Source organism: Ruegeria sp. YTSC106 (assembly GCF_059609765.1).
In genome coordinates this window covers 1-18,052 of the sequence record NZ_JBXWMI010000032.1, presented here as the reverse complement: position 1 = coordinate 18,052, position 18,052 = coordinate 1, and the positions used below count along the sequence as shown (strand labels likewise).

The 18,052-nt window shown below is 56.0% G+C and carries 16 protein-coding genes; 8 read left to right on the top strand and 8 right to left on the bottom strand.

Features of this window, described 5'->3' with window-relative positions; all coding sequences use genetic code 11:
• Nucleotides 1-102: 102 nt before the first annotated feature.
• Both AC2FEB_RS22770 and AC2FEB_RS22765 read right to left on the bottom strand, forming a co-directional pair.
• Nucleotides 103-1,362 carry a class II D-tagatose-bisphosphate aldolase non-catalytic subunit gene (locus AC2FEB_RS22770; protein ID WP_496676792.1) on the bottom strand — a complete coding sequence of 420 codons (1,260 nt, stop codon included), beginning with the start codon at nt 1,360-1,362 and terminating at the stop codon, nt 103-105.
• Nucleotides 1,359-2,258 carry a carbohydrate kinase family protein gene (locus tag AC2FEB_RS22765; protein WP_496676794.1) on the bottom strand — a complete coding sequence of 300 codons (900 nt, stop codon included), beginning with the start codon at nt 2,256-2,258 and terminating at the stop codon, nt 1,359-1,361. Before AC2FEB_RS22765 ends, AC2FEB_RS22770 begins: the two co-directional genes overlap by 4 nt.
• A 185-nt stretch (nt 2,259-2,443) precedes the next feature.
• Here AC2FEB_RS22765 and AC2FEB_RS22760 point away from each other — a divergent pair, with 185 nt between their 5' ends.
• The 8 genes from AC2FEB_RS22760 to AC2FEB_RS22725 all read left to right on the top strand — a co-directional run bounded on the left by AC2FEB_RS22760 (nt 2,444) and on the right by AC2FEB_RS22725 (nt 11,064).
• Entirely contained in the window at nt 2,444-3,493 is a 1,050-nt protein-coding gene (locus AC2FEB_RS22760) for a LacI family DNA-binding transcriptional regulator (protein WP_496884400.1), read from the top strand.
• A gap of 142 nt (nt 3,494-3,635) precedes the next feature.
• Nucleotides 3,636-4,955, top strand: coding sequence for an ABC transporter substrate-binding protein (locus AC2FEB_RS22755; RefSeq protein WP_170507303.1), 1,320 nt, complete (start codon nt 3,636-3,638; stop codon nt 4,953-4,955).
• Between the two features lie 138 nt (nt 4,956-5,093).
• Nucleotides 5,094-5,966: a carbohydrate ABC transporter permease gene (locus AC2FEB_RS22750; protein ID WP_170507305.1), complete on the top strand. Its 873-nt coding sequence runs from the start codon at nt 5,094-5,096 to the stop codon at nt 5,964-5,966.
• A gap of 9 nt (nt 5,967-5,975) precedes the next feature.
• Nucleotides 5,976-6,809 (top strand): carbohydrate ABC transporter permease, encoded by an 834-nt coding sequence (locus AC2FEB_RS22745; protein WP_496676801.1) that lies wholly within the window; start codon nt 5,976-5,978, stop codon nt 6,807-6,809.
• A 12-nt stretch (nt 6,810-6,821) separates the two neighbouring features.
• A complete protein-coding gene (locus AC2FEB_RS22740) occupies nt 6,822-7,826 on the top strand; it encodes an ABC transporter ATP-binding protein (RefSeq protein WP_496676804.1) in 1,005 nt (334 codons plus the stop codon).
• The gene (locus AC2FEB_RS22735) at nt 7,823-8,596 is read left to right on the top strand and encodes an L-iditol 2-dehydrogenase (RefSeq protein ID WP_496676807.1); all 774 of its coding nucleotides are present in this window, start codon (nt 7,823-7,825) and stop codon (nt 8,594-8,596) included. Before AC2FEB_RS22740 ends, AC2FEB_RS22735 begins: the two co-directional genes overlap by 4 nt.
• Nucleotide 8,597: 1 nt before the next feature.
• Nucleotides 8,598-10,064 carry a mannitol dehydrogenase family protein gene (locus AC2FEB_RS22730; RefSeq protein WP_496676810.1) on the top strand — a complete coding sequence of 489 codons (1,467 nt, stop codon included), beginning with the start codon at nt 8,598-8,600 and terminating at the stop codon, nt 10,062-10,064.
• A gap of 4 nt (nt 10,065-10,068) precedes the next feature.
• A complete protein-coding gene (locus AC2FEB_RS22725) occupies nt 10,069-11,064 on the top strand; it encodes an alcohol dehydrogenase catalytic domain-containing protein (protein ID WP_496884399.1) in 996 nt (331 codons plus the stop codon).
• Between the two features lie 328 nt (nt 11,065-11,392).
• Here the strand turns inward: AC2FEB_RS22725 and AC2FEB_RS22720 are convergent, their stop codons facing one another.
• The 6 genes from AC2FEB_RS22720 to AC2FEB_RS22695 form a co-directional block, all read right to left on the bottom strand.
• Nucleotides 11,393-12,172, bottom strand: coding sequence for an SDR family NAD(P)-dependent oxidoreductase (locus AC2FEB_RS22720; protein ID WP_496676816.1), 780 nt, complete (start codon nt 12,170-12,172; stop codon nt 11,393-11,395).
• A 53-nt stretch (nt 12,173-12,225) separates the two neighbouring features.
• The gene (locus AC2FEB_RS22715; RefSeq protein ID WP_170578314.1) at nt 12,226-12,954 is read right to left on the bottom strand and encodes an SDR family oxidoreductase; all 729 of its coding nucleotides are present in this window, start codon (nt 12,952-12,954) and stop codon (nt 12,226-12,228) included.
• A 23-nt stretch (nt 12,955-12,977) separates the two neighbouring features.
• Nucleotides 12,978-14,219 (bottom strand): sugar ABC transporter permease, encoded by a 1,242-nt coding sequence (locus AC2FEB_RS22710; protein WP_496676819.1) that lies wholly within the window; start codon nt 14,217-14,219, stop codon nt 12,978-12,980.
• Nucleotides 14,220-14,233: 14 nt separating this feature from the next.
• Nucleotides 14,234-15,034, bottom strand: coding sequence for an ATP-binding cassette domain-containing protein (locus AC2FEB_RS22705; protein ID WP_170507326.1), 801 nt, complete (start codon nt 15,032-15,034; stop codon nt 14,234-14,236).
• A gap of 99 nt (nt 15,035-15,133) precedes the next feature.
• A complete protein-coding gene (locus AC2FEB_RS22700) occupies nt 15,134-16,177 on the bottom strand; it encodes an ABC transporter substrate-binding protein (RefSeq protein ID WP_170507328.1) in 1,044 nt (347 codons plus the stop codon).
• 154 nt (nt 16,178-16,331) lie between these two features.
• Nucleotides 16,332-17,231: an AraC family transcriptional regulator gene (locus AC2FEB_RS22695; protein ID WP_496884398.1), complete on the bottom strand. Its 900-nt coding sequence runs from the start codon at nt 17,229-17,231 to the stop codon at nt 16,332-16,334.
• Between the last annotated feature and the right edge of the window lie 821 nt (nt 17,232-18,052).

The following is an 18,052-nucleotide window of genomic DNA, read 5'->3' as shown; positions in this document are numbered from 1 at the left end:
AATTTGCAGAGCTCGCTGGATAATAGCGGCCAGTCAAAACGATAGCTTTGAACTACGCCAAATTTTGCGACAAAGCCGCGGCTTTGTCATCTATAATTCACGCTACTGGATCCACCTGCCGGCTCGGTAGTAGCGTGCGATTGTCGTTTCAATACGCGGTGAGATGAGTTCATTCGGAAGAACTTTTGCCTGCTCAACCGGGAACGTCGCCCCATATTGCGACGCCATAGCCGCAGTGACACCAACAGAGGTCAGGTTCGCAACAAGGTGCTCAAAGGCGGACGAAACCAGCGGCCGGTCCCAGTAGTATCGGATGCGATCACTTAAGCTGTAGATCTTTAGAAATTCAACGTGTTCATCAGCCCCCTGATAGTAGTTTGCCCAATCGGCTGGCTTGTCTGCCATTGCCCGAAGGATCGAAGCCTTGATCGCTGCTGGAACGGGCACATTCAATGCCGCTTCAATTTGATCAAGAGCCATCACTCCTTCACGGAAACGGAATGTGAGCTCGGGGCCGACCTTTAGGATGACAGAGTGATCTGTAACCAGGTGGGACAGATTTCCTGTGCTCTGATAGTCAGTCGAATGCGCCTCGAAGGCGATGTCGTCATAGCTTTGAATTGCCTGCGTGAGATCGGCCGCCTTTGCGCGATCATAGTGGAAAACATCCTCATGGGAAAAATCCACACCTGGCTGAACAACCACCGCGATGGCTTTTTCAATTCCTTGCGGCACGCCAGCAGTCCCAAAGGCAAGACGGTGCGTTTCAATGGTGTCGTCCAACCTGTCAGGGGTCGTGACTTGAATACCTGACATGTCATCAGACTCACCCCCGGGCACAGGAACTTCGGTGCCAATAACATAGCTCAGCGCAGAGGCATCTGGTGCATACTCTTCCGCCACAACACAAAGTTCTGCGGATCGCCTTGCAACCAATTCGAAAGATGGTGTCGGCTCCCCACCGCAAGCCATGCTTGCATCAAGGTGGATCTTCGTAAATCCGGCCTCAACGTAGTCTTTGACGAGAACCTTGGCGTGATCCATGGCTTCATCGGCGGGCATGTGCCGCCATGGATTTGGGCCAAGGTGATCACCGCCCAATATTAGATTCCCCGAAGGCATGCCCGCATCATCCGCCATCTTGCGAAGGGCCGAGGCATAGTCGGCAGGCGTCTGTCCGGTATAACCGCCGAATTGATTGACCTGATTGCATGTGGATTCAATCAAGGCGGGAAGCCCATTTCTTGCAGCGAAGCGCGTGATATCGCGCAGGACATAGGCGTTGGCTGTGCAAAAGCTTGGAAGGGCAACTGGGTCGCCGCTGCGATTCTGTGCAACGATCTTTCTCAGGTCAATGCTCATGCTGTCTCGATCTCAGAATGTTGTTGGATTTCGGCGAACGTTGGGTTCCATTCCATCGGCCCGCGCCGCGTGACGTGAAGTGCTCCAGCGATGTTGGCTGCAGTCAGCGCCTCGCGAAATGTTTGATCCTGATCTAGCAGGCCAATCAAAGTTCCACAGAAGCAGTCCCCGGCTCCGGTTGGATCTACTTCTTCTACTACATTTGGTTGAAGCCGGATCAGGTCAGAACCATCGGACCCCAGAACTCCCTTCGCGCCCTGCTTTACAACGACGATTTTCTTCCCTGCTTTTAGAAGATCATTGATGACAGCCTCTTCGGGTATGTCTGGATAAAGTGCGGCGATATCGGACTCGCTGGGCAGAAAGATGTCACAACGCCTGATGATTTGGTCAATGGCCCGACGTACAGAGCGGTCCTTCATGAGCTCAGGGCGTATGTTGGGATCGTAACTTATTGTTCCGTCGCCTTTCATTTGCGCGATGAGCCCTTCAACGAAAGCGCGAATCTTGGGATTGCCGAGCGAGGCCCCTGACACATGCAGTGTTGAGCCGTGGGGAAGGTGCGGACATGGACCAAAATCGTCTGCAGCTGTGCCATCCATATGAAATACAAACCTGCGAGAGCCGTCCTCGAAATATGAAACGAAAGCGGTGCCTGTGGTAAGGGTCTTGCTGGTCCGCAAGTGAGTGGTGTCTACACCGTCACCATCCAGACGCGCTCTCAACATCTCGCCAAAAGGATCATCACCAACCGAACCGATGACCGCCGCATTCCCGCCGACCCGTGCCACCTGGTCTATAAAGATCGCGGGTGCGCCACTTGGGTAAGGGCCTGAGAAGGTGGTGGTTTTCTGAAGGTTGCAGCCGACTTCGTGAGATACGAACTCTGCCAGCATCTCACCGGCTGTGTAGATCATCTTGGCCTCTGGTTAGTTGTTTTCAGCCCGTCCAGCGATATCCACAAACTTATACACGCGTCAATGTTTTTTTCGCACTTGCGCCAGAAATGAGTGACACGAAGAGATATCCAATGTTAGACGTTTCCGACGACAAGTAGGTTCACCTTGAAAAAGACACAGCCATGAACGCCAAGAAACGAATTACCACGATGGAGCAGCTTTCGGCTGAGATCGGTGTGTCACGTGCGACTTTGTCCAAGTATTTTCAGGATCCGTCTCTGGTGCGGAAATCGACCGCCGAGAAGGTCGCTAGATTGCTGACGACTGTCGACTATGTGCCGAATTTCCTCGCTCGAAATATGAACCGCAAGCACACAGGTTTGTTTGGTGTCGTGCTGCCGCACCTGAACGACCTTTTCTACATGACACTATTGCGCGAGATTGAGCGACGCGCGGAAGAGTTGGACTTTTCTATCTTGATCCAGAACTCGCACGGGGACCCTCAAAAAGAAGTTCAGGCAGTGGAGAACCTCCGCTCGATGAACGCAGAGGGTGTGATCGTTGCCCCAATCGGTGCTGTTCAAAATACGCCGGCGTTCAAGCGCCTCTCTCAGGACTTACCCATGGTCTTTGTGGATGCGCGGTGCCCAGGTCTTGAGAGGGAATTCTCCTTCGTTGGGACCGATAACGCACAGAGCGTGAGGCTTATGGTGGACTATCTGCGCCGTTCAGGGACGCCACCAAAGTTCTTAAGTATGCCATCAGTCAACAGCAATTCAGACGAGCGGGAGCGCGCATATGTTTCGCGGATGGAGGAGGTTGGCCTTGAGCCTCTGGTGATTAGTGCCTCCTCCAGCTCTCCAATCTGGGATTTTGAATCTCACGGCTATGAGGTCACAAGGGACCTGATCGCTAGCGGCCTGGATCCCGATGCTACTATTTTGTGCGCTAACGACCGTCTTGCGATGGGAGCGCTCCGGGCTGCGAACGAAGCGGGCCTGACTGGCTCACCGGACGCAGACAACCCACGGCTACGCATCGCTGGCCACGACGATCATCCGCTCAGCCAGTACATGTGGCCAGCCATGACGACCGTCTCGCAGGATGTTAGTCGCATGGGGCGGGCCGCGGTTGATAGCATCTCAAGCGAAGCGCGCGCCGACTCGGACAAAGGGCGCAAGCCTGTCGAGAAGCTCTTTCCAGCACAGCTTTGCATTCGCAACTCTGCCTGACCGCCTGCAATCAAGATGAGGCTATCGGCGAACACGCCTTTGTTTTCCTGCTTTCCACTCAAACTTATACGCATGTATAGAATTATGTTGACACCCTGCTCGATTGCGGGTCTTTTTGCAGGTACGAAAAAGGGAGGATACAATGAACTTACGAAAATCGCTGATGACGGCGACCGCCATGGTCTCGCTGTCTGCAACTGCGGCTCTGGCCGAAGAGATCACGATCGCAACGGTGAACAATGCCGACATGATCGTGATGCAAAAGCTCGCGCCGCAATGGGAAGAAGCAACTGGCAACTCGATCAACTGGGTTGTCCTGGAAGAGAACGTTCTGCGTCAGCGCACAACACAAGACATCGCGACAAACGGTGGCTCTTTCGACATCATGTTCATTGGTGCCTATGAAGCACCAATCTGGGGTGCCAATGGCTGGCTGACGTCGCTCAACGATTTTGGCGATGATGCTGACTACAATCTAGAGGACATCTTCCAGCTGGTCCGCAACGGCCTTTCTGCTGATGGCAACCTTTACGCGGTGCCGCTCTATTCCGAGACATCTTTCACCTTCTACCGGACGGACGTGTTTGAGGCCGCGGGCGTTGCGGCACCAACATCGCAGCCGACCTACACAGAGTTCGCTGAAATGGTTGCGGCTGTGCATGATCCCGACAACGGGATGTACGGCACCTGTCAGCGCGGCAAAGCGGGTTGGGGTGAAAACATGGCCTTCGTTGGCACGCTGGCGAACGCCTTTGGTGCGCGCTGGTTCGACATGGACTGGCAGCCCCAGTTGGATAGCCCTGAATGGAACGCGGCAATCACCTACTATGTCGACCTGATGACCAACTACGGTCCTCCGGGTGCTACGGCAAACGGTCACAATGAAAACCGTGCGCTGTTCAAGGACGGCAAATGCGCGACGTGGGTCGACGCGACATCGGCTGCAAACGACGTGCGCAACCCGAGCACATCATCTGTTGCCGATGTGACTGACTTCTTCCAGGCGCCGATGGAAGTAACTGACAAGGGCACGGGCTGGTTCTGGTCCTGGGCACTTGCGATCCCAGCCAGTTCGAACAAAACCGACACAGCGAAGGACTTCCTGAAGTGGGCAACATCTCAGGAATACTTCGAGATGGTTGGCGAAACCGAAGGCTGGGTTGCCGTGCCAAGCGGCACGCGTGCTTCGATCCACGATGATCCGCGTCTGCTCGAGGCGGCACCTTTCGCGGCGACCATCAAGGACGCGATCTTCTCTGTCGATCCAGCTGATCCGACCCGTGACCCTGTTCCCTACACAGGCGTCCAATTCGTCGCGATCCCTGAATTCCAGGGCATCGGCAACTATGTCGGCCAGCAGGTTGCAGCAGCTCTCGCGGGCCAGCAGTCGGTTGAAGACACTCTTGCCAACAGTCAGGCGTTTGCTCTGCGGGAAATGACGAAAGCGGGTTACATCAAGTAGCTGCTGCTCCCGGAGTGGGCCGGGGCTTTGCCTCGGCCCAATTCAGTCAGCACCCACAATATGCTTGTCTTTTGGAAAGGGCCCGCACGGCTTTTTCTTGAACACTAGCATGCAACTCGTTTCGGGAGGGCGATGCGTATGGCCACCAAGGCATCACGATCAGCCGCACGATTGATGATCTCACCTGCAGTGCTTTTGCTGCTCGGATGGATGATCGTGCCGTTGTGCATGACGGTCTATTTTTCATTCCTGCGCTACAACCTGTTGCAGCCGGGGACGACACCGTTTGCAGGCTGGGAAAACTACTATTGGTTTGTCACCGACCCAAGCTTTAAGGCCGCGTTGGTCAACACATTGGTGCTTGTTGGCGGTGTTCTTTGCATTACCACCATAGGGGGACTTGGTGCAGCACTTTTGCTGGACAAGCCCATGTTCGGCACCGGGATCATCAGGATCATGGTGATCGCGCCATTCTTCGTGATGCCGACGGTTTCCGCGTTGGTTTGGAAAAACATGTTCATGAATCCGGTGAACGGAGTTTTCGGAAGACTTGCCGTCAGCCTCGGATTTGATCCCATTGATTTCTTTGGGCAAATACCACTGGCGTCGATTACGCTGATTGTCTCCTGGATGTGGTTGCCCTTTGCGACGCTGATCCTGCTGACCGCGCTGCAATCGCTGGATCAGGAACAGCTAGAAGCGGCGGAAATGGACGGGGCGAACTGGCTGAACCGGTTTTGGTTCATCATGCTGCCGCATTTGGCGCGCGCCATAACTGTTGTGATCTTGATACAGACGATCTTCTTGTTGTCGATCTTCGCAGAAATCCTCGTCACCACAAATGGTGGTCCAGGGACGGCAACGACCAACCTCACCTATCTGATCTACGTTTCCTCGCTTCTGCAATTTGATGTCGGCATGGGCAGCGCAGGGGGTGTCATCGCAATCATTCTGGCAAACATCGTCGCGATCTTCTTGATGCGCATGATTGGCAAGAACCTGGACGCATAAGGAAGAAAGATGGCACGCTCAGTTTCACACAGAACGAAGGTTCTCAACACAGCCGCAGCGGGAACCTTGGGATTCTTCCTCTTTTTCCCGATCCTCTGGATTGTTGTCTTGTCCCTCAAGACTGAGGAAGACGCAATCCGGGCACCTCTTGAGGTTCTATTTGACTCTGGATGGACCCTCGGCAGCTTTGTAGAAGTCCAGGAACGTTCCGACTATCTGAAGCACTTTTTCAATTCAGTGATCATCTCGGTCGGCTCGACGGTCCTTGGGCTATTGATCGCCATACCGGCGGCGTGGTCTATGGCTTTCGTTCCTGCAAAGCACACCAAGAACGTCTTGATGTGGATGCTCTCGACCAAGATGTTGCCGCCTGTTGGGGTATTGGTGCCGATCTATCTGATCTTTCGGGACTTTGGTTTGCTGGACACCCGTTTGGGTCTGACCATCGTGCTTATGCTGATTAATCTGCCGATCATCATCTGGATGCTCTACACGTACTTCAAAGAGATCCCCGGAGAAATTCTGGAAGCGGCGCGCATGGATGGTGCCACCCTTCGGGAAGAAATCCTCTACGTGCTGACCCCGATGGCCATTCCGGGCATGGCGTCTACCGTTCTTCTGAACATCATCCTTGCATGGAATGAGGCGTTTTGGACGATCAACCTCACGGCGGCAAACGCGGCGCCGTTGACCGCCTTTATCGCCAGCTATTCAAGCCCGGAGGGCCTGTTCTACGCAAAACTGAGCGCTGCCTCGGTGATGGCGATCGCTCCGATCTTGATCATGGGCTGGTTCAGCCAGAAACAACTCGTCCGAGGCCTGACCTTCGGCGCCGTGAAGTAAGGAAAACAACAGATGGGGCGCATTCAGCTCAAACAAGTTCAAAAGAAATTCGGCGACGTGGAAGTCATTCCACCGCTGGACCTCGAAATCGAAGATGGTGAGTTTGTCGTCTTTGTTGGCCCGTCAGGTTGCGGGAAATCCACCCTTCTGCGCCTTATCGCGGGACTTGAGGATACGACCTCTGGCACGATCGAAATCGACGGCTCTGACGCCACTGCAACCCCACCGGCCAAGCGGGGTTTGGCGATGGTGTTCCAGTCTTACGCGCTTTATCCGCACATGTCGGTACGCAAGAACATCGCCTTTCCGATGCGCATGGCAAAGTTGAGCCAGCAAGAACAGGACCGACGTATTGAAGCGGCCGCCAGATCTCTGAACTTGACGGACTACCTTGACCGCAAGCCCGGTCAGCTTTCCGGCGGGCAACGTCAGCGCGTTGCAATTGGTCGCGCCATTGTGCGAGAGCCCGCAGCCTTTCTGTTCGATGAACCCCTTTCCAACCTCGATGCGGCGCTGCGCGTGGGCATGCGGATGGAAATCTCAGAGCTGCACAAGAAACTCGACACCACCATGATCTATGTGACCCACGACCAAGTCGAAGCCATGACCATGGCCGATAAGATCGTCGTTCTGCAGGCTGGTGTGATCGAGCAGGTCGGCAGCCCGCTGGAACTCTATCGCACGCCGCACAATAAATTCGTTGCCGGTTTCATCGGCAGTCCGAAGATGAATTTGCTCGATGGCACTGAAGCCAGCAAACACGGCGCCGAGACCATCGGGATCAGGCCCGAACATATCGACGTATCGACGACAGATGGCCTTTGGCAGGGGACGGTTGGCGTGGCCGAACATCTTGGCTCGGACACGTTCATTCATGTCCACGGCATTTCAGGCTGCGATCCGATGACCGTCCGCACGAGCGGTGACGTTGCGGTCAAACATGGGGACACTGTGTTCCTGACGCCAAACGGCGCGATGATCCACAAGTTCGACAAGGAAGGTCTGCGTATCTCATGAAACGCCTAGAGGGAAAATCAGCACTGATTACGGGTGCTGCACGGGGAATTGGGCGCGGCTTCGCCGAGGCTTTCGCCGCCGAAGGGGCCACGGTCGCAATTGCGGACATAAACCTTGAAGCGGCCAGTGAAACCGCCGCTCAGATTGGTGATGCGGCTTATCCCGTGCAGTTGGATGTCGCCGATCAAGACAGCATTGATGCCGCTATCGCCGGGGTTGTGGAAAAAGCTGGCAAGCTGGACATCCTTGTCAATAACGCAGCCTTGTTTGATGCGGCCGAAACCGTCGACATCACGCGTGCGAGCTACGACAGGCTTTACGCAGTGAATGTCGCGGGCACCCTGTTCACCATGAAGTCCGCAGCTCGCCAGATGATCAATCAGGGCCATGGTGGCAAGATCATCAACATGGCAAGTCAGGCCGGTCGACGCGGCGAAGCTTTGGTGCTGGTCTATTGCTCGACCAAGGCTGCTGTCATTTCCATGACGCAATCGGCGGGTTTGAACCTGATCAAACATGGCATCAACGTGAACGCCATCGCACCCGGCGTCGTCGACGGTGACCATTGGCTCCACGTGGACGAGATGTTTGCCAAGTTGGAAGGCAAGGGCCCCGGGGAAAAGAAAGCCGAAGTCGAAGCAGGCGTTCCGGCCGGTCGCTTTGCGGTGCCATCCGATCTGGCCCCGATGGCCGTCTTTCTGGCGTCAACTGACTCCGACTACATCGTTTCGCAAACCTATAACGTCGATGGCGGCCAATGGATGAGCTGACATGAAGCTGTCCAACGCAACATTACCAAAGCTCCCAAGCGACGTTAAGCGACCACAGTATGATCGGACGAAGCTGACACCCGGGATCGTGCATATCGGGCTTGGGAATTTTCACCGCGCGCATCAGTCGTGGTATTTGCACCGCCTCATGCAACAGGGCGATGCACTGGATTGGGGTATTATCGGCGCTGGCGTACGCCCAAGCGATGCGGCCCAGAGAGCGAAGCTGGCAACTCAGGACCATCTAACGTCGCTGATCGAGTTGGACCCGGAAGGCAGGTCGGCCGAAATTGTCGGCTCGATGATCGGCTATGTTCCTGTCGAAGAAAACAACGCGGCCCTGATTGCACAAATGGCCGACCCTTCCATCAGGATCGTCTCGCTGACCGTGACCGAGGGCGGCTATTACATCGATCCGATCAGCAAAGTTTTTGACGCGAGCCACCCCGATATTCAGTTCGACGCGGCAAATCCCGAAAAGCCACGAACGGCCTTCGGCGCGATGGTTGTAGCACTCAGGAAACGGCGAGCGGGTGGAATTGGTCCATTCACTGGCCAAAGCTGTGACAATCTTCAGGGCAACGGAGATATCCTGCGCCAAACTGTGGTGTCTCTTGCGCGGCTGTCTGATCCGGAGCTTGCAGATTGGATCGACGCCAACTGCAGCTTCCCGAACGCCATGGTGGATTGCATCGTCCCCGCCACTGGACCAAGAGAGATAGAGCTTGCACGCAGCTTCGGCATCGAGGATTGCGCCCCCGTCACCCATGAGAACTTTCGCCAATGGGTGATCGAAGATGAGTTTTGTGCCGGTCGTCCGAATTGGGACAAGGTCGGCGCGACGTTCACAAAAGGCGTACACGCGTTTGAGGCGATGAAAATCCGCATCCTGAACGGTGGTCACCAGTTGATTGCAAATGCGGGCGAGCTGCTGTCAGTCGAGACCATTTCGGACTGCATGGATCACCCGCTGATCGGAGCGTTCTTTCGTAAAACCGCCCTTGAGGAGATCGCGCCACAGGTGGATGCGGTGCCCGGAATGTCCCCGGCAACTTACGTTGACCTGATCGACCGGCGCTTTTCCAATGCACAGATCGTCGACACCGTGCGACGTGTGGCCTTTGACGGGTCGTCCCGGCACACCGGGTTCATCCTGCCAACCCTGCGTGATGCATTGGCCAAAGGGGGCAAGATGGACGGCCTCGCCCTGTCACAGGCGATCTGGGCCCGCATGTGCGCAGGCACCCGCGAGGACGGCAGCGTGATCGCGCCCAATGACCCGAAATGGGACAGATTGACGGCCGCGGCGAAGGCGGCACAGGTAGATCCGCAAGCGTGGCTTCGTCAAAGCGATCTTTACGGTGATCTTGCGGGCAACCCCACGTTTCAAAACCGGTTCCACCACTGGCTGGCGCTCATCTACGCGGATGATCTGGACGGGGCGCTCCAAACCTACCTGAAAGGATGACAATATGAGAGCTGTCGTTTTCAAAGGGAAGAATGAGGTCGCCTTCACGGACCTCCCCGATCCCAAACCCGGGCCAGGCGATGTGGTGGTCGAGGTCAAGGCGAGCGGCATCTGCCATACGGACTATGAAGTCCTGAAAGACAATTATGGCACTGGTGCATTTCCTGTTGTCCCGGGCCATGAATATGCAGGCGTGGTTGTGGAAGTTGGGTCGGATGTCGACACTGTGTCCGTCGGTGACCGCGTTGCCGTTGATCCCAACTTTGAATGCGGCAACTGCCGCGCGTGCCGGCGCGGTTGGGCACATCTTTGCGGGACTCTGGGCGCCTATGGCGTGACAACGCACGGCGGTTTTGCAGACCTCAGCCTTGTCCGCGCGAGCAATGTTCATCCGGTTGGCGACATGAGCTTTTCGCAGGCGGCCTTGGCCGAACCGATGGGGTGCGTCCTGAATGGTGTCGACGCAGTTCACGCGCCCTGGATGGACGAGGCGCTGATCTTTGGCGCAGGTCCGATGGGGCTTCTCATGGGGCTTGCGCTCAGGGCTGAAGGAGTTTCCCAAATCACCTTCTGCGACATTTCGGATGATCGGCTTGAATTGGCAGCCAGCTTCGACTTCGACGTTGTTGCCAGTGGCTCAGCGAGCCTAAAGCAATGGCATCACAGGGCCGATTTGTCCGTTGAGGCGACTGGCGTTCCCGCGGTGGCTGCCGGGTTGACCAGCTATATCGCAAACGGTGGCAAAGGTCTGTACTTTGGTGTCTGTCCGTCCGACGCCAAAATCGATATCGCCCCTTTCGAGATCTTTCGCAGGCAACTGACACTCGCTGGATCGCATTCGCTCAACCACAACATCCCAAAGTCGCTGGAGGTCATTGCCGGGCTTGGTGCGCACGTAGACAAAGTCGTTTCGCACAGATCACCACTACAGGAGATTTCTCAGTTCCTCGCCACCAGCCCCCCGAACAACAGTCTGAAAGTACAATGGCTCCGCGACTAAAAAGTCCCAGCATGTCGGTCGATGTTTCTGTAGCAGTTTCCTGATTGCAGACATTCGAACGTAATGCAGCATCTGCCGGCTTGGGCTCGCTTACGGCGATCCTGAAGTGAAAGTTTAGAATACACGGCTGCCATGCAATGATCTCCTACTAGATAACATGTTGTTTTCTAACAGGAGTCGCACTTCAGGGTGGCGCGCACCCTTCACCGCAAATCCGCCGCATAATCCACCCAACCAGATGCGCCAGACCCTCGTTTACATCACGCCGCTAACGGGCCCAAAACCTCTGACGACGGACAATCTGCTTCTCTTTCTTGCCATACCGGCGCTAACGTGTGGTGTATCCACCGTCGATGACGAGGACGGCTCCGGTGATGTAGCTCGCGGCTGGCGACGCGAGGAAAAGTGCAGCGGTCGCGACCTCTTCGGGCTGGCCGACCCGCTGCATCGGTGTCATGTCGCGCCAGATCGGAAACCACTCGGGATTGTCGATCCCGCCTTGGGACATGTCGGTTTGGATGTAACCGGGCGCGAGGGCGTTGACGCGAATATCTTCGAGCGCGAGTTCGCTGGCGAGGCTCTTGGTCATCATGTGCACCGCTGCCTTGGAGCTGTTGTAGGCCACCTGATTCTGCGGAATGTTCGATGCGATCCCAGACATGGACCCGACATTGACGATTGCACCGCTACCGGCGGACCGCATGGCTGGAATGGCCGCTCGACAGCACCGAAATACGGCATCGACATTCAGCGACATCAACCGGTCCAGATCTTCATCGCTGAAGTCGACTGTGTCCCCGTGTATGGCGATCCCTGCGTTGTTGACCAAGATGTCGAGCCGCCCGGCCGCATCGACAACATCGGCTACCATCCGATCCGGCGCGGCCGGTTCGCTCAGATCTGCTGCAAGAAAGCTGGCCTCATGGCCCGCGGCACGAAGCATCTCCGCGGCTTCCTCACCATCCTTTCGACCGCTGATGAAAACCCGCGCTCCCGCTTGTCCGAGTGCATGGGCAATCGCGAGGCCGATGCCCCGCGTGCCGCCAGTTACCAGAGCAACTTTGCTGTCGAGACGAAAGCGACCCAGCAAGTCCGTGCTATCATTCATTCTCTTATTCCTTTCAGGTATGTGCGCTCAATCAGACGCACAGTTTTCTGACCTCAAATGTCGATGCTCTGGGGCAAGATCACAATGTCTCGGATGGAAATCGTCCGAGGCCTGGTCAGCATGTAGATCACGGCATCGGCAACTTCGGTCGGCTGCATGAGGCTCCCGTTCGCCAGGGCTTCGTCCATTTTTTCTTTCGGCCAGTCGTCAAGCAACGCCGTGACCACAGGACCAGGCGCCACCGACCCAACGCGCAAACCGTGCGGTGCGACTTGACGCCTTAAGGTGTGAACAAAGGCCTGAACTGCATGTTTCGAGGCGGTGTAAATTGGTTCCCATACGACCGGGATCATCCCAGCAACTGAGCTTGTGAACACGATGTCACCGGTTTTTCGCTCGATCATGTGGGGTAAAACGGCATGAGCGCAGCGGAACGCCGAATTAATGTTGAGATTCAGAACCTTGTCCCACTCATCGGGATTGCCGTCGGCCACGTCGCCACCGACATAGGCCCCGGCGTTCACGTGAAAAATGTCGAGCGATCCGACAGTTCTCACGATCTCATTCATGACGCCCGAGGTTTGAGAGCCGTCAAGCAAATCCACGACCAGAGGGTGCGCGTCAGGTCCCAACTCATCGCAAATCGCACTCAGGCGATCCGCCGCATGGTCGATCAGGACGACCTTTGCGCCTTCTGCCAGCATGTGTTTGGCACACTCCAATCCTATCCCGGAGGCGGCGCCGGTGACGGCTGCGGTTTTTCCTGAAAGTCTTTCAGACATAGCCAGATCCTCCAATCAGCGGTTCATGCGCGGCCAGAACTGGCGCGTGAGCGACGGGCGAGCGAGTCAACGATGACGGCGATTGCAAGCACTGCTCCAGTGATCATGAAGCGCAGAGAGGAACTCAGGTTCATGAGCGTCAGCCCGTTGGAAATCGCCTGTATGACAAGGACACCAAGCAGGGCGGACCAGGCAGACCCTCGACCACCGAAAAGCGACGTGCCCCCAATGACCGCGGCGGCGATTGCATTCAGGTTCACATCACCAGTACCCGCCTGGATACTCGAGGAGGCCAGTCGCGCAGCGGCGAAGACGCCGCCAAGTGCCGCGAAAGCGGAGCACAAGACAAAAGCCGACATTCTGATGAAACTTACGTTGATGCCCGAGCGGCGTGCAGCCTCGGCGTTTCCGCCAACAGCAAACATCGATCGGCCCCACTTGGTCCTGGTCAGGGCATACTCCATGCCCGCGACAAGAACGACAAAGACAGCAAACATCCATGGAACACCACGGCCTTGCTCGAGGTAGTAGACAGCAAAGACTAGAGCCGCGGACAGCAGAGTGGCCTTGGCATATAGAATACTGGTGTTTGTGGCCGAAAGGTTGGCCGCGCTCCTCTGCCGCGTCTTGGCAAGCCCAAAGTAAACCATCGCGATACCCGGCAAGAACGCGAGCGAATAGGACAGCCAGGCTGGCATGATCATCAACTGCCCGAAACGTACCATTGTCGATGTGAATGGCAGATTGATCGAACCCGTCGATCCAAGAAGATAGAGTTGCAGGCCAAGCAGCGCCAAAAGCCCGGAGAGGGTCGCTACGAAACTTGGCATCTCGAACCGATTTCTCAGGAAACCGAATACAAGGCCAACCATCATCCCTGTCGCAACGGCGGCGAAGATGGCTATAACAATCGGCATTCCCACGTTGATCCACAGCACCCCGACAATGGCTGAAGACAGACCGCTCATGGACCCAATCGACAAGTCGATTTCTCCAAGTAGAAGAACACAGACCACGCCTAGGGCGATCAGGCCAACAGCGGCAGCATCAAACAAGAGGTTGGCCAGATTGTTTGGTGCCAGGAAGACCGGGTTAAGTGAGGTGAAAACCACGGTTATGAGTAACAACCCGATTGCAACGGGCAGCATTCCAAGATCGCCAGATTTAATGCGGTCGACAAATGCACGAACTGCTCCGCGAAACCCCTCGTCGTGCCGGACTCTGCTGTCTTCCCGATCAAATTTCGAAAGTTGCTGTTCTGACATCTCGGTTTTCCTTATCATTCGGCGGTCGGCGCAGCGCTTTTGGCGGCTCGGCGTGTTACGGAGTTTTCAGTTGCACCGGTAATGGCGGCGACGAGTTCCTCGTGAGTGTTTTCGGCTGTGAGGACGCCGTTGTTTCGGCCAAGGCGAAGCACCACGATGCGGTCTGCGACCGCTCGTACGTCTTCCATGTTGTGTGAGATAAAGATGACGCCGTGCCCTCGGTCTCTGACACGTTCAATCAAATTGAGCACTTCAGCAGTCTGAGCGACGCCAAGTGCAGCGGTAGGTTCGTCGAGCATGATGATTTTGGGATCAAGCAAGAGTGATCGCGCGATTGCGACAGTCTGGCGCTGACCACCGGAAAGCGATGCGATCGGTTCCCGCACTGACGGAATACGCGCGGCCAGTTCTTGTAGAAGCGTCCAGGCACGGACTTCCATTTGCACCTCGTCTAGACGCCAAGGTCCGACTTCGTGCCCCAGAAACAGATTTGCCACGACGTCGAGGTTTTCGCAAAGGGCGAGGTCCTGAAAGACCGTCGCGATACCCATATCCAAGGCCGTGGCAGGGTTGTCGATCGTAACTTCTTTGCCAAGATATTCGATCTTTCCCGAGGTGGCTTGATGCACACCTGAAAGCACCTTGACTAGGGTAGATTTCCCGGCCCCATTGTCTCCGACCAGCGCAACAACTTCGCCGGCATGGACCTCCAGTTCAATGTCTTCGAGTGCCGTAACCGCGCCAAATTGCTTCGAAATTTCGCTCAGCCGCATGAGAAGCTCTCCGCGACCTTTTCTTTCTTCGACATTTGTCATGGCATTCCATCCTACGGTTGTGTCCGGGCTGGCAGCAGGCTTCTGCCGCCAGTCCGTCGCTTGTTCGCGCGCTCGGGAGGTAGCGCGCGAATAGAAAGCTCAGTTGATCAGACCCATTTCACGGCATGGCTCGACGAACTCGCCAACGCACAACTGGTCTGTCGTGTTGATGCCAGTATCAAGCACAACCGCCTTCAGGTTTTCGCGCGTTACAACTTCGGGCACAAAAAGCTGGGACGGCGCATCGTAGAGCGTCGTGGTCGCCTCAGGCGTTTCACCATTCAAGAAAGCGACGACGATACGTGCGGCGGCTTCGGCCACGATCTCACTTGGCTTGGAGATCGTATTGTACTGATGCCCTGCAATAATCAGTTGCAGTGCGGCAATCTCCGCATCGTTGCCGGTCACGGGAACCATCGGATCAACACCTGCTGCCATCAGTGCCGCGACAGAACCGCCTCCTGTACCATCGTTGGCGGCAACAACGCCAATGATCTCGTCTCCAAATCGCGTAATTTGCCCGGCTACCCATTCCTGTGCTGCGGGCGGCGACCAGTTTGGTGTGTCGAACTCGGCAAGGTGGGAATACTTCGACTCCTCGACAGCGCGCCGGGACCCCGCGGCAATCAGGCGCGCGGCAGCATCCGTCGGTGCGCCGTTCACCTGCAAGAGCCCACCGTCCTCGGGCGACACGCCTTCAGCCCCAAGATGCTCGATCAGGCTCTGCGCGATTGCGTAGCCAATCCCCTCGTTGTCAAAGGAAACATAGAAATCCGGCGCCCTGTCGGGGACCGGGCGGTCATAGGCGATAACTGTCACGCCTTGTGCCTGGCCCAGTTCGACAAGTGCGGCTGCGGCACCGGAATCCACGGGATCAAGCACAATGATCTTGGCGCCTTGCGCGATCAGCGAGTTGAATTGCTGCTGCTGCAACGCAATATCACCGTTGCCGTTCTGGTAAACCGGCGTGCAATCCGGGCAAAGTTCAGTCATGGCCGCTTGGAAACCCGGCCAGTCGCGTTCATCGTAGCGGGTTGATCCCTGATCCGGCATCAAGAACCCGACGGTTTGCGCTGATACAGCCCCACCCGTCATCATCAATGCGGCGATCACCGCCGTAAGTTTCTTTGTCCTCGAAGTCATGGCTTTCTCCTCCTTGTTTGTTGCCATGGGTGCCGGGAAATCGGTCGTATCCGGCAATAAGGTACCCGGACCGTCGGATTGGTCTCCTCGGTGTCGGATGGTCTATTGGTCTGTAAGACGTTGGATCTCCGAGGAACCCTCGGCCGCCGTTAGGTCACGCTACTCTGCAACATCGATCTTCTTTGCCCGTGATCTGGGACAGCATCGCGGCGCGAAACTTCGAAGGGGACATTCCTTTGCTCTCTACGAACTGCCGGTTGAAGTTTGAGAGATTGTTGAAACCGGACGCGAAGCAGACATCCGCAATCTTCATGCCTTCGTCAGACAGAAGTATGCTGCAGGCGAGGTTGATACGAAGCCGGTTGACGTATTTTACAAATGTCAGGCCAGTATGCTGACTGAAGGTTCGGCTGAATGCGGATCTGCTCAAACCGGAAATCTCGGCAAGATCGTCCTCATTGAACGCCTCCGTGAGATTGTCGTTGATATAGGCCAACACCGAATTCAAGCGCGACGACATGTATGCCTTGGGATCCGGATGGTATTCTTGGCTGGTGAGCAGTCGAGCATCCGTATCAGTGCTGAGCACATCAAAGATGCCCAAGAATAGCTCGATCCGTCGAAGCCCAACCGACTCCTGTAGTTCGTGGAACAGAGGGCCAACGACTGCGGCAGCCTTCTTTGAAAATAGGACGCCACTGCGACTACGTTCAAGCAGGTCCGACAATCCCCCCAGTTCAGGGATTGCCTCCATCATTCCTTGCAACGTTTCGTTCGTGAACTGTAGCACCCGGTTCCGTATCGGGATGACGTCTTCGTCGCTGACGTCGCTGACCCAATTATGCGGCAAGTTGGGGCCCACCAGAACCAGGTTGTCTGGTTCGAATGCCCCGATGAAGTCGCCCACGAAATAGCGACCGGACGTCGCGACGACATGGTGGAGCTCGTACTCCGGGTGAAAGTGCCAACGGACCGTGGAATATGGGTAGCCATGTGACCAAACCCTGAAGGATTCGCCCTCACCGATCCTGATGACCTCGAGATCAGGTTGCATAAATTCTCCTCCCTTCAGCCCTCACTTTGAGGACTCGTGCCGTTCTCTTTTTTCTTGAGCACGGGACCAACCTACCGATTCGGGGCCGGTCACTCTACTGACATACGGGCTTTTGGCTGATACTTTTGTGCCAACGGGGCCCTCCAAATTGCACAATGCGCCATGCTTTGGCAAAAAAGCAGCGTCAACGACACGTCCGGAAGTTACTCAATCTCTGGTCTCAGCACGGGACTTGAAACCGACGCGCCGATCTGAGCTTTTTTGGTCCAATCATTCTGAAATCGGGGCCTGACTTACGCACACGTACGTTTCCATAGGCACCGACGGCGGAGAATAAAGCTCTACCAAGCTATTGTTTTTCATCCTAAAATTCCGAAAAAACCAGCGCTTCCACGCAGACTCAAACCGCAGTCATGCTGGCTGAAAGAACTGCATCAATGTCCAGTTTTTTTGGTAGCGCAAGCCATTCGCGCCCGCAGTGAAGGTCGACTCTCCACCAGGTTCTAATAGCTGAAGTTGCAATACGTACAAAGCGGACCTTGGAGCTTGGAAATTGAATGGCAGGATTATCCGCTCCTCGATGGTCGATCCAGATTGCGGCGAAGGGGCGGTTTGAGTTCCACCTCTCAGAGTGGTTTTTAATGACCGTTCTGGCGACACATACTGCTTCACAGCGAGAACCATGCCGCGCCCGCGAGTGTTTTCTGCGTCAGCAATAGCGGCGTGAGCAAAAGGCGGCTGTGTCCGCATCCAACCAGTTCGTGCCTGACGCAGCGAAATGCGGGTCCGTCCTGAACCGGCCACTCGTGTCCGATGCGGCG

What these genes read in the sequence shown, in the direction of transcription:
- AC2FEB_RS22695 (WP_496884398.1), bottom strand. Translation starts at nt 17,231, where the DNA reads ATGCAACCTGATCTCGAGGTCATCAGGATCGGTGAGGGCGAATCCTTC.
- AC2FEB_RS22765 (WP_496676794.1), bottom strand. Translation starts at nt 2,258, where the DNA reads ATGCTGGCAGAGTTCGTATCTCACGAAGTCGGCTGCAACCTTCAGAAA.
- AC2FEB_RS22700 (WP_170507328.1), bottom strand. Translation starts at nt 16,177, where the DNA reads ATGACTTCGAGGACAAAGAAACTTACGGCGGTGATCGCCGCATTGATG.
- AC2FEB_RS22745 (WP_496676801.1), top strand. Translation starts at nt 5,976, where the DNA reads ATGGCACGCTCAGTTTCACACAGAACGAAGGTTCTCAACACAGCCGCA.
- AC2FEB_RS22715 (WP_170578314.1), bottom strand. Translation starts at nt 12,954, where the DNA reads ATGTCTGAAAGACTTTCAGGAAAAACCGCAGCCGTCACCGGCGCCGCC.
- AC2FEB_RS22710 (WP_496676819.1), bottom strand. Translation starts at nt 14,219, where the DNA reads ATGTCAGAACAGCAACTTTCGAAATTTGATCGGGAAGACAGCAGAGTC.
- AC2FEB_RS22705 (WP_170507326.1), bottom strand. Translation starts at nt 15,034, where the DNA reads ATGACAAATGTCGAAGAAAGAAAAGGTCGCGGAGAGCTTCTCATGCGG.
- AC2FEB_RS22720 (WP_496676816.1), bottom strand. Translation starts at nt 12,172, where the DNA reads ATGAATGATAGCACGGACTTGCTGGGTCGCTTTCGTCTCGACAGCAAA.
- AC2FEB_RS22740 (WP_496676804.1), top strand. Translation starts at nt 6,822, where the DNA reads ATGGGGCGCATTCAGCTCAAACAAGTTCAAAAGAAATTCGGCGACGTG.
- AC2FEB_RS22730 (WP_496676810.1), top strand. Translation starts at nt 8,598, where the DNA reads ATGAAGCTGTCCAACGCAACATTACCAAAGCTCCCAAGCGACGTTAAG.
- AC2FEB_RS22755 (WP_170507303.1), top strand. Translation starts at nt 3,636, where the DNA reads ATGAACTTACGAAAATCGCTGATGACGGCGACCGCCATGGTCTCGCTG.
- AC2FEB_RS22750 (WP_170507305.1), top strand. Translation starts at nt 5,094, where the DNA reads ATGGCCACCAAGGCATCACGATCAGCCGCACGATTGATGATCTCACCT.
- AC2FEB_RS22735 (WP_496676807.1), top strand. Translation starts at nt 7,823, where the DNA reads ATGAAACGCCTAGAGGGAAAATCAGCACTGATTACGGGTGCTGCACGG.
- AC2FEB_RS22760 (WP_496884400.1), top strand. Translation starts at nt 2,444, where the DNA reads ATGAACGCCAAGAAACGAATTACCACGATGGAGCAGCTTTCGGCTGAG.
- AC2FEB_RS22770 (WP_496676792.1), bottom strand. Translation starts at nt 1,362, where the DNA reads ATGAGCATTGACCTGAGAAAGATCGTTGCACAGAATCGCAGCGGCGAC.
- AC2FEB_RS22725 (WP_496884399.1), top strand. Translation starts at nt 10,069, where the DNA reads ATGAGAGCTGTCGTTTTCAAAGGGAAGAATGAGGTCGCCTTCACGGAC.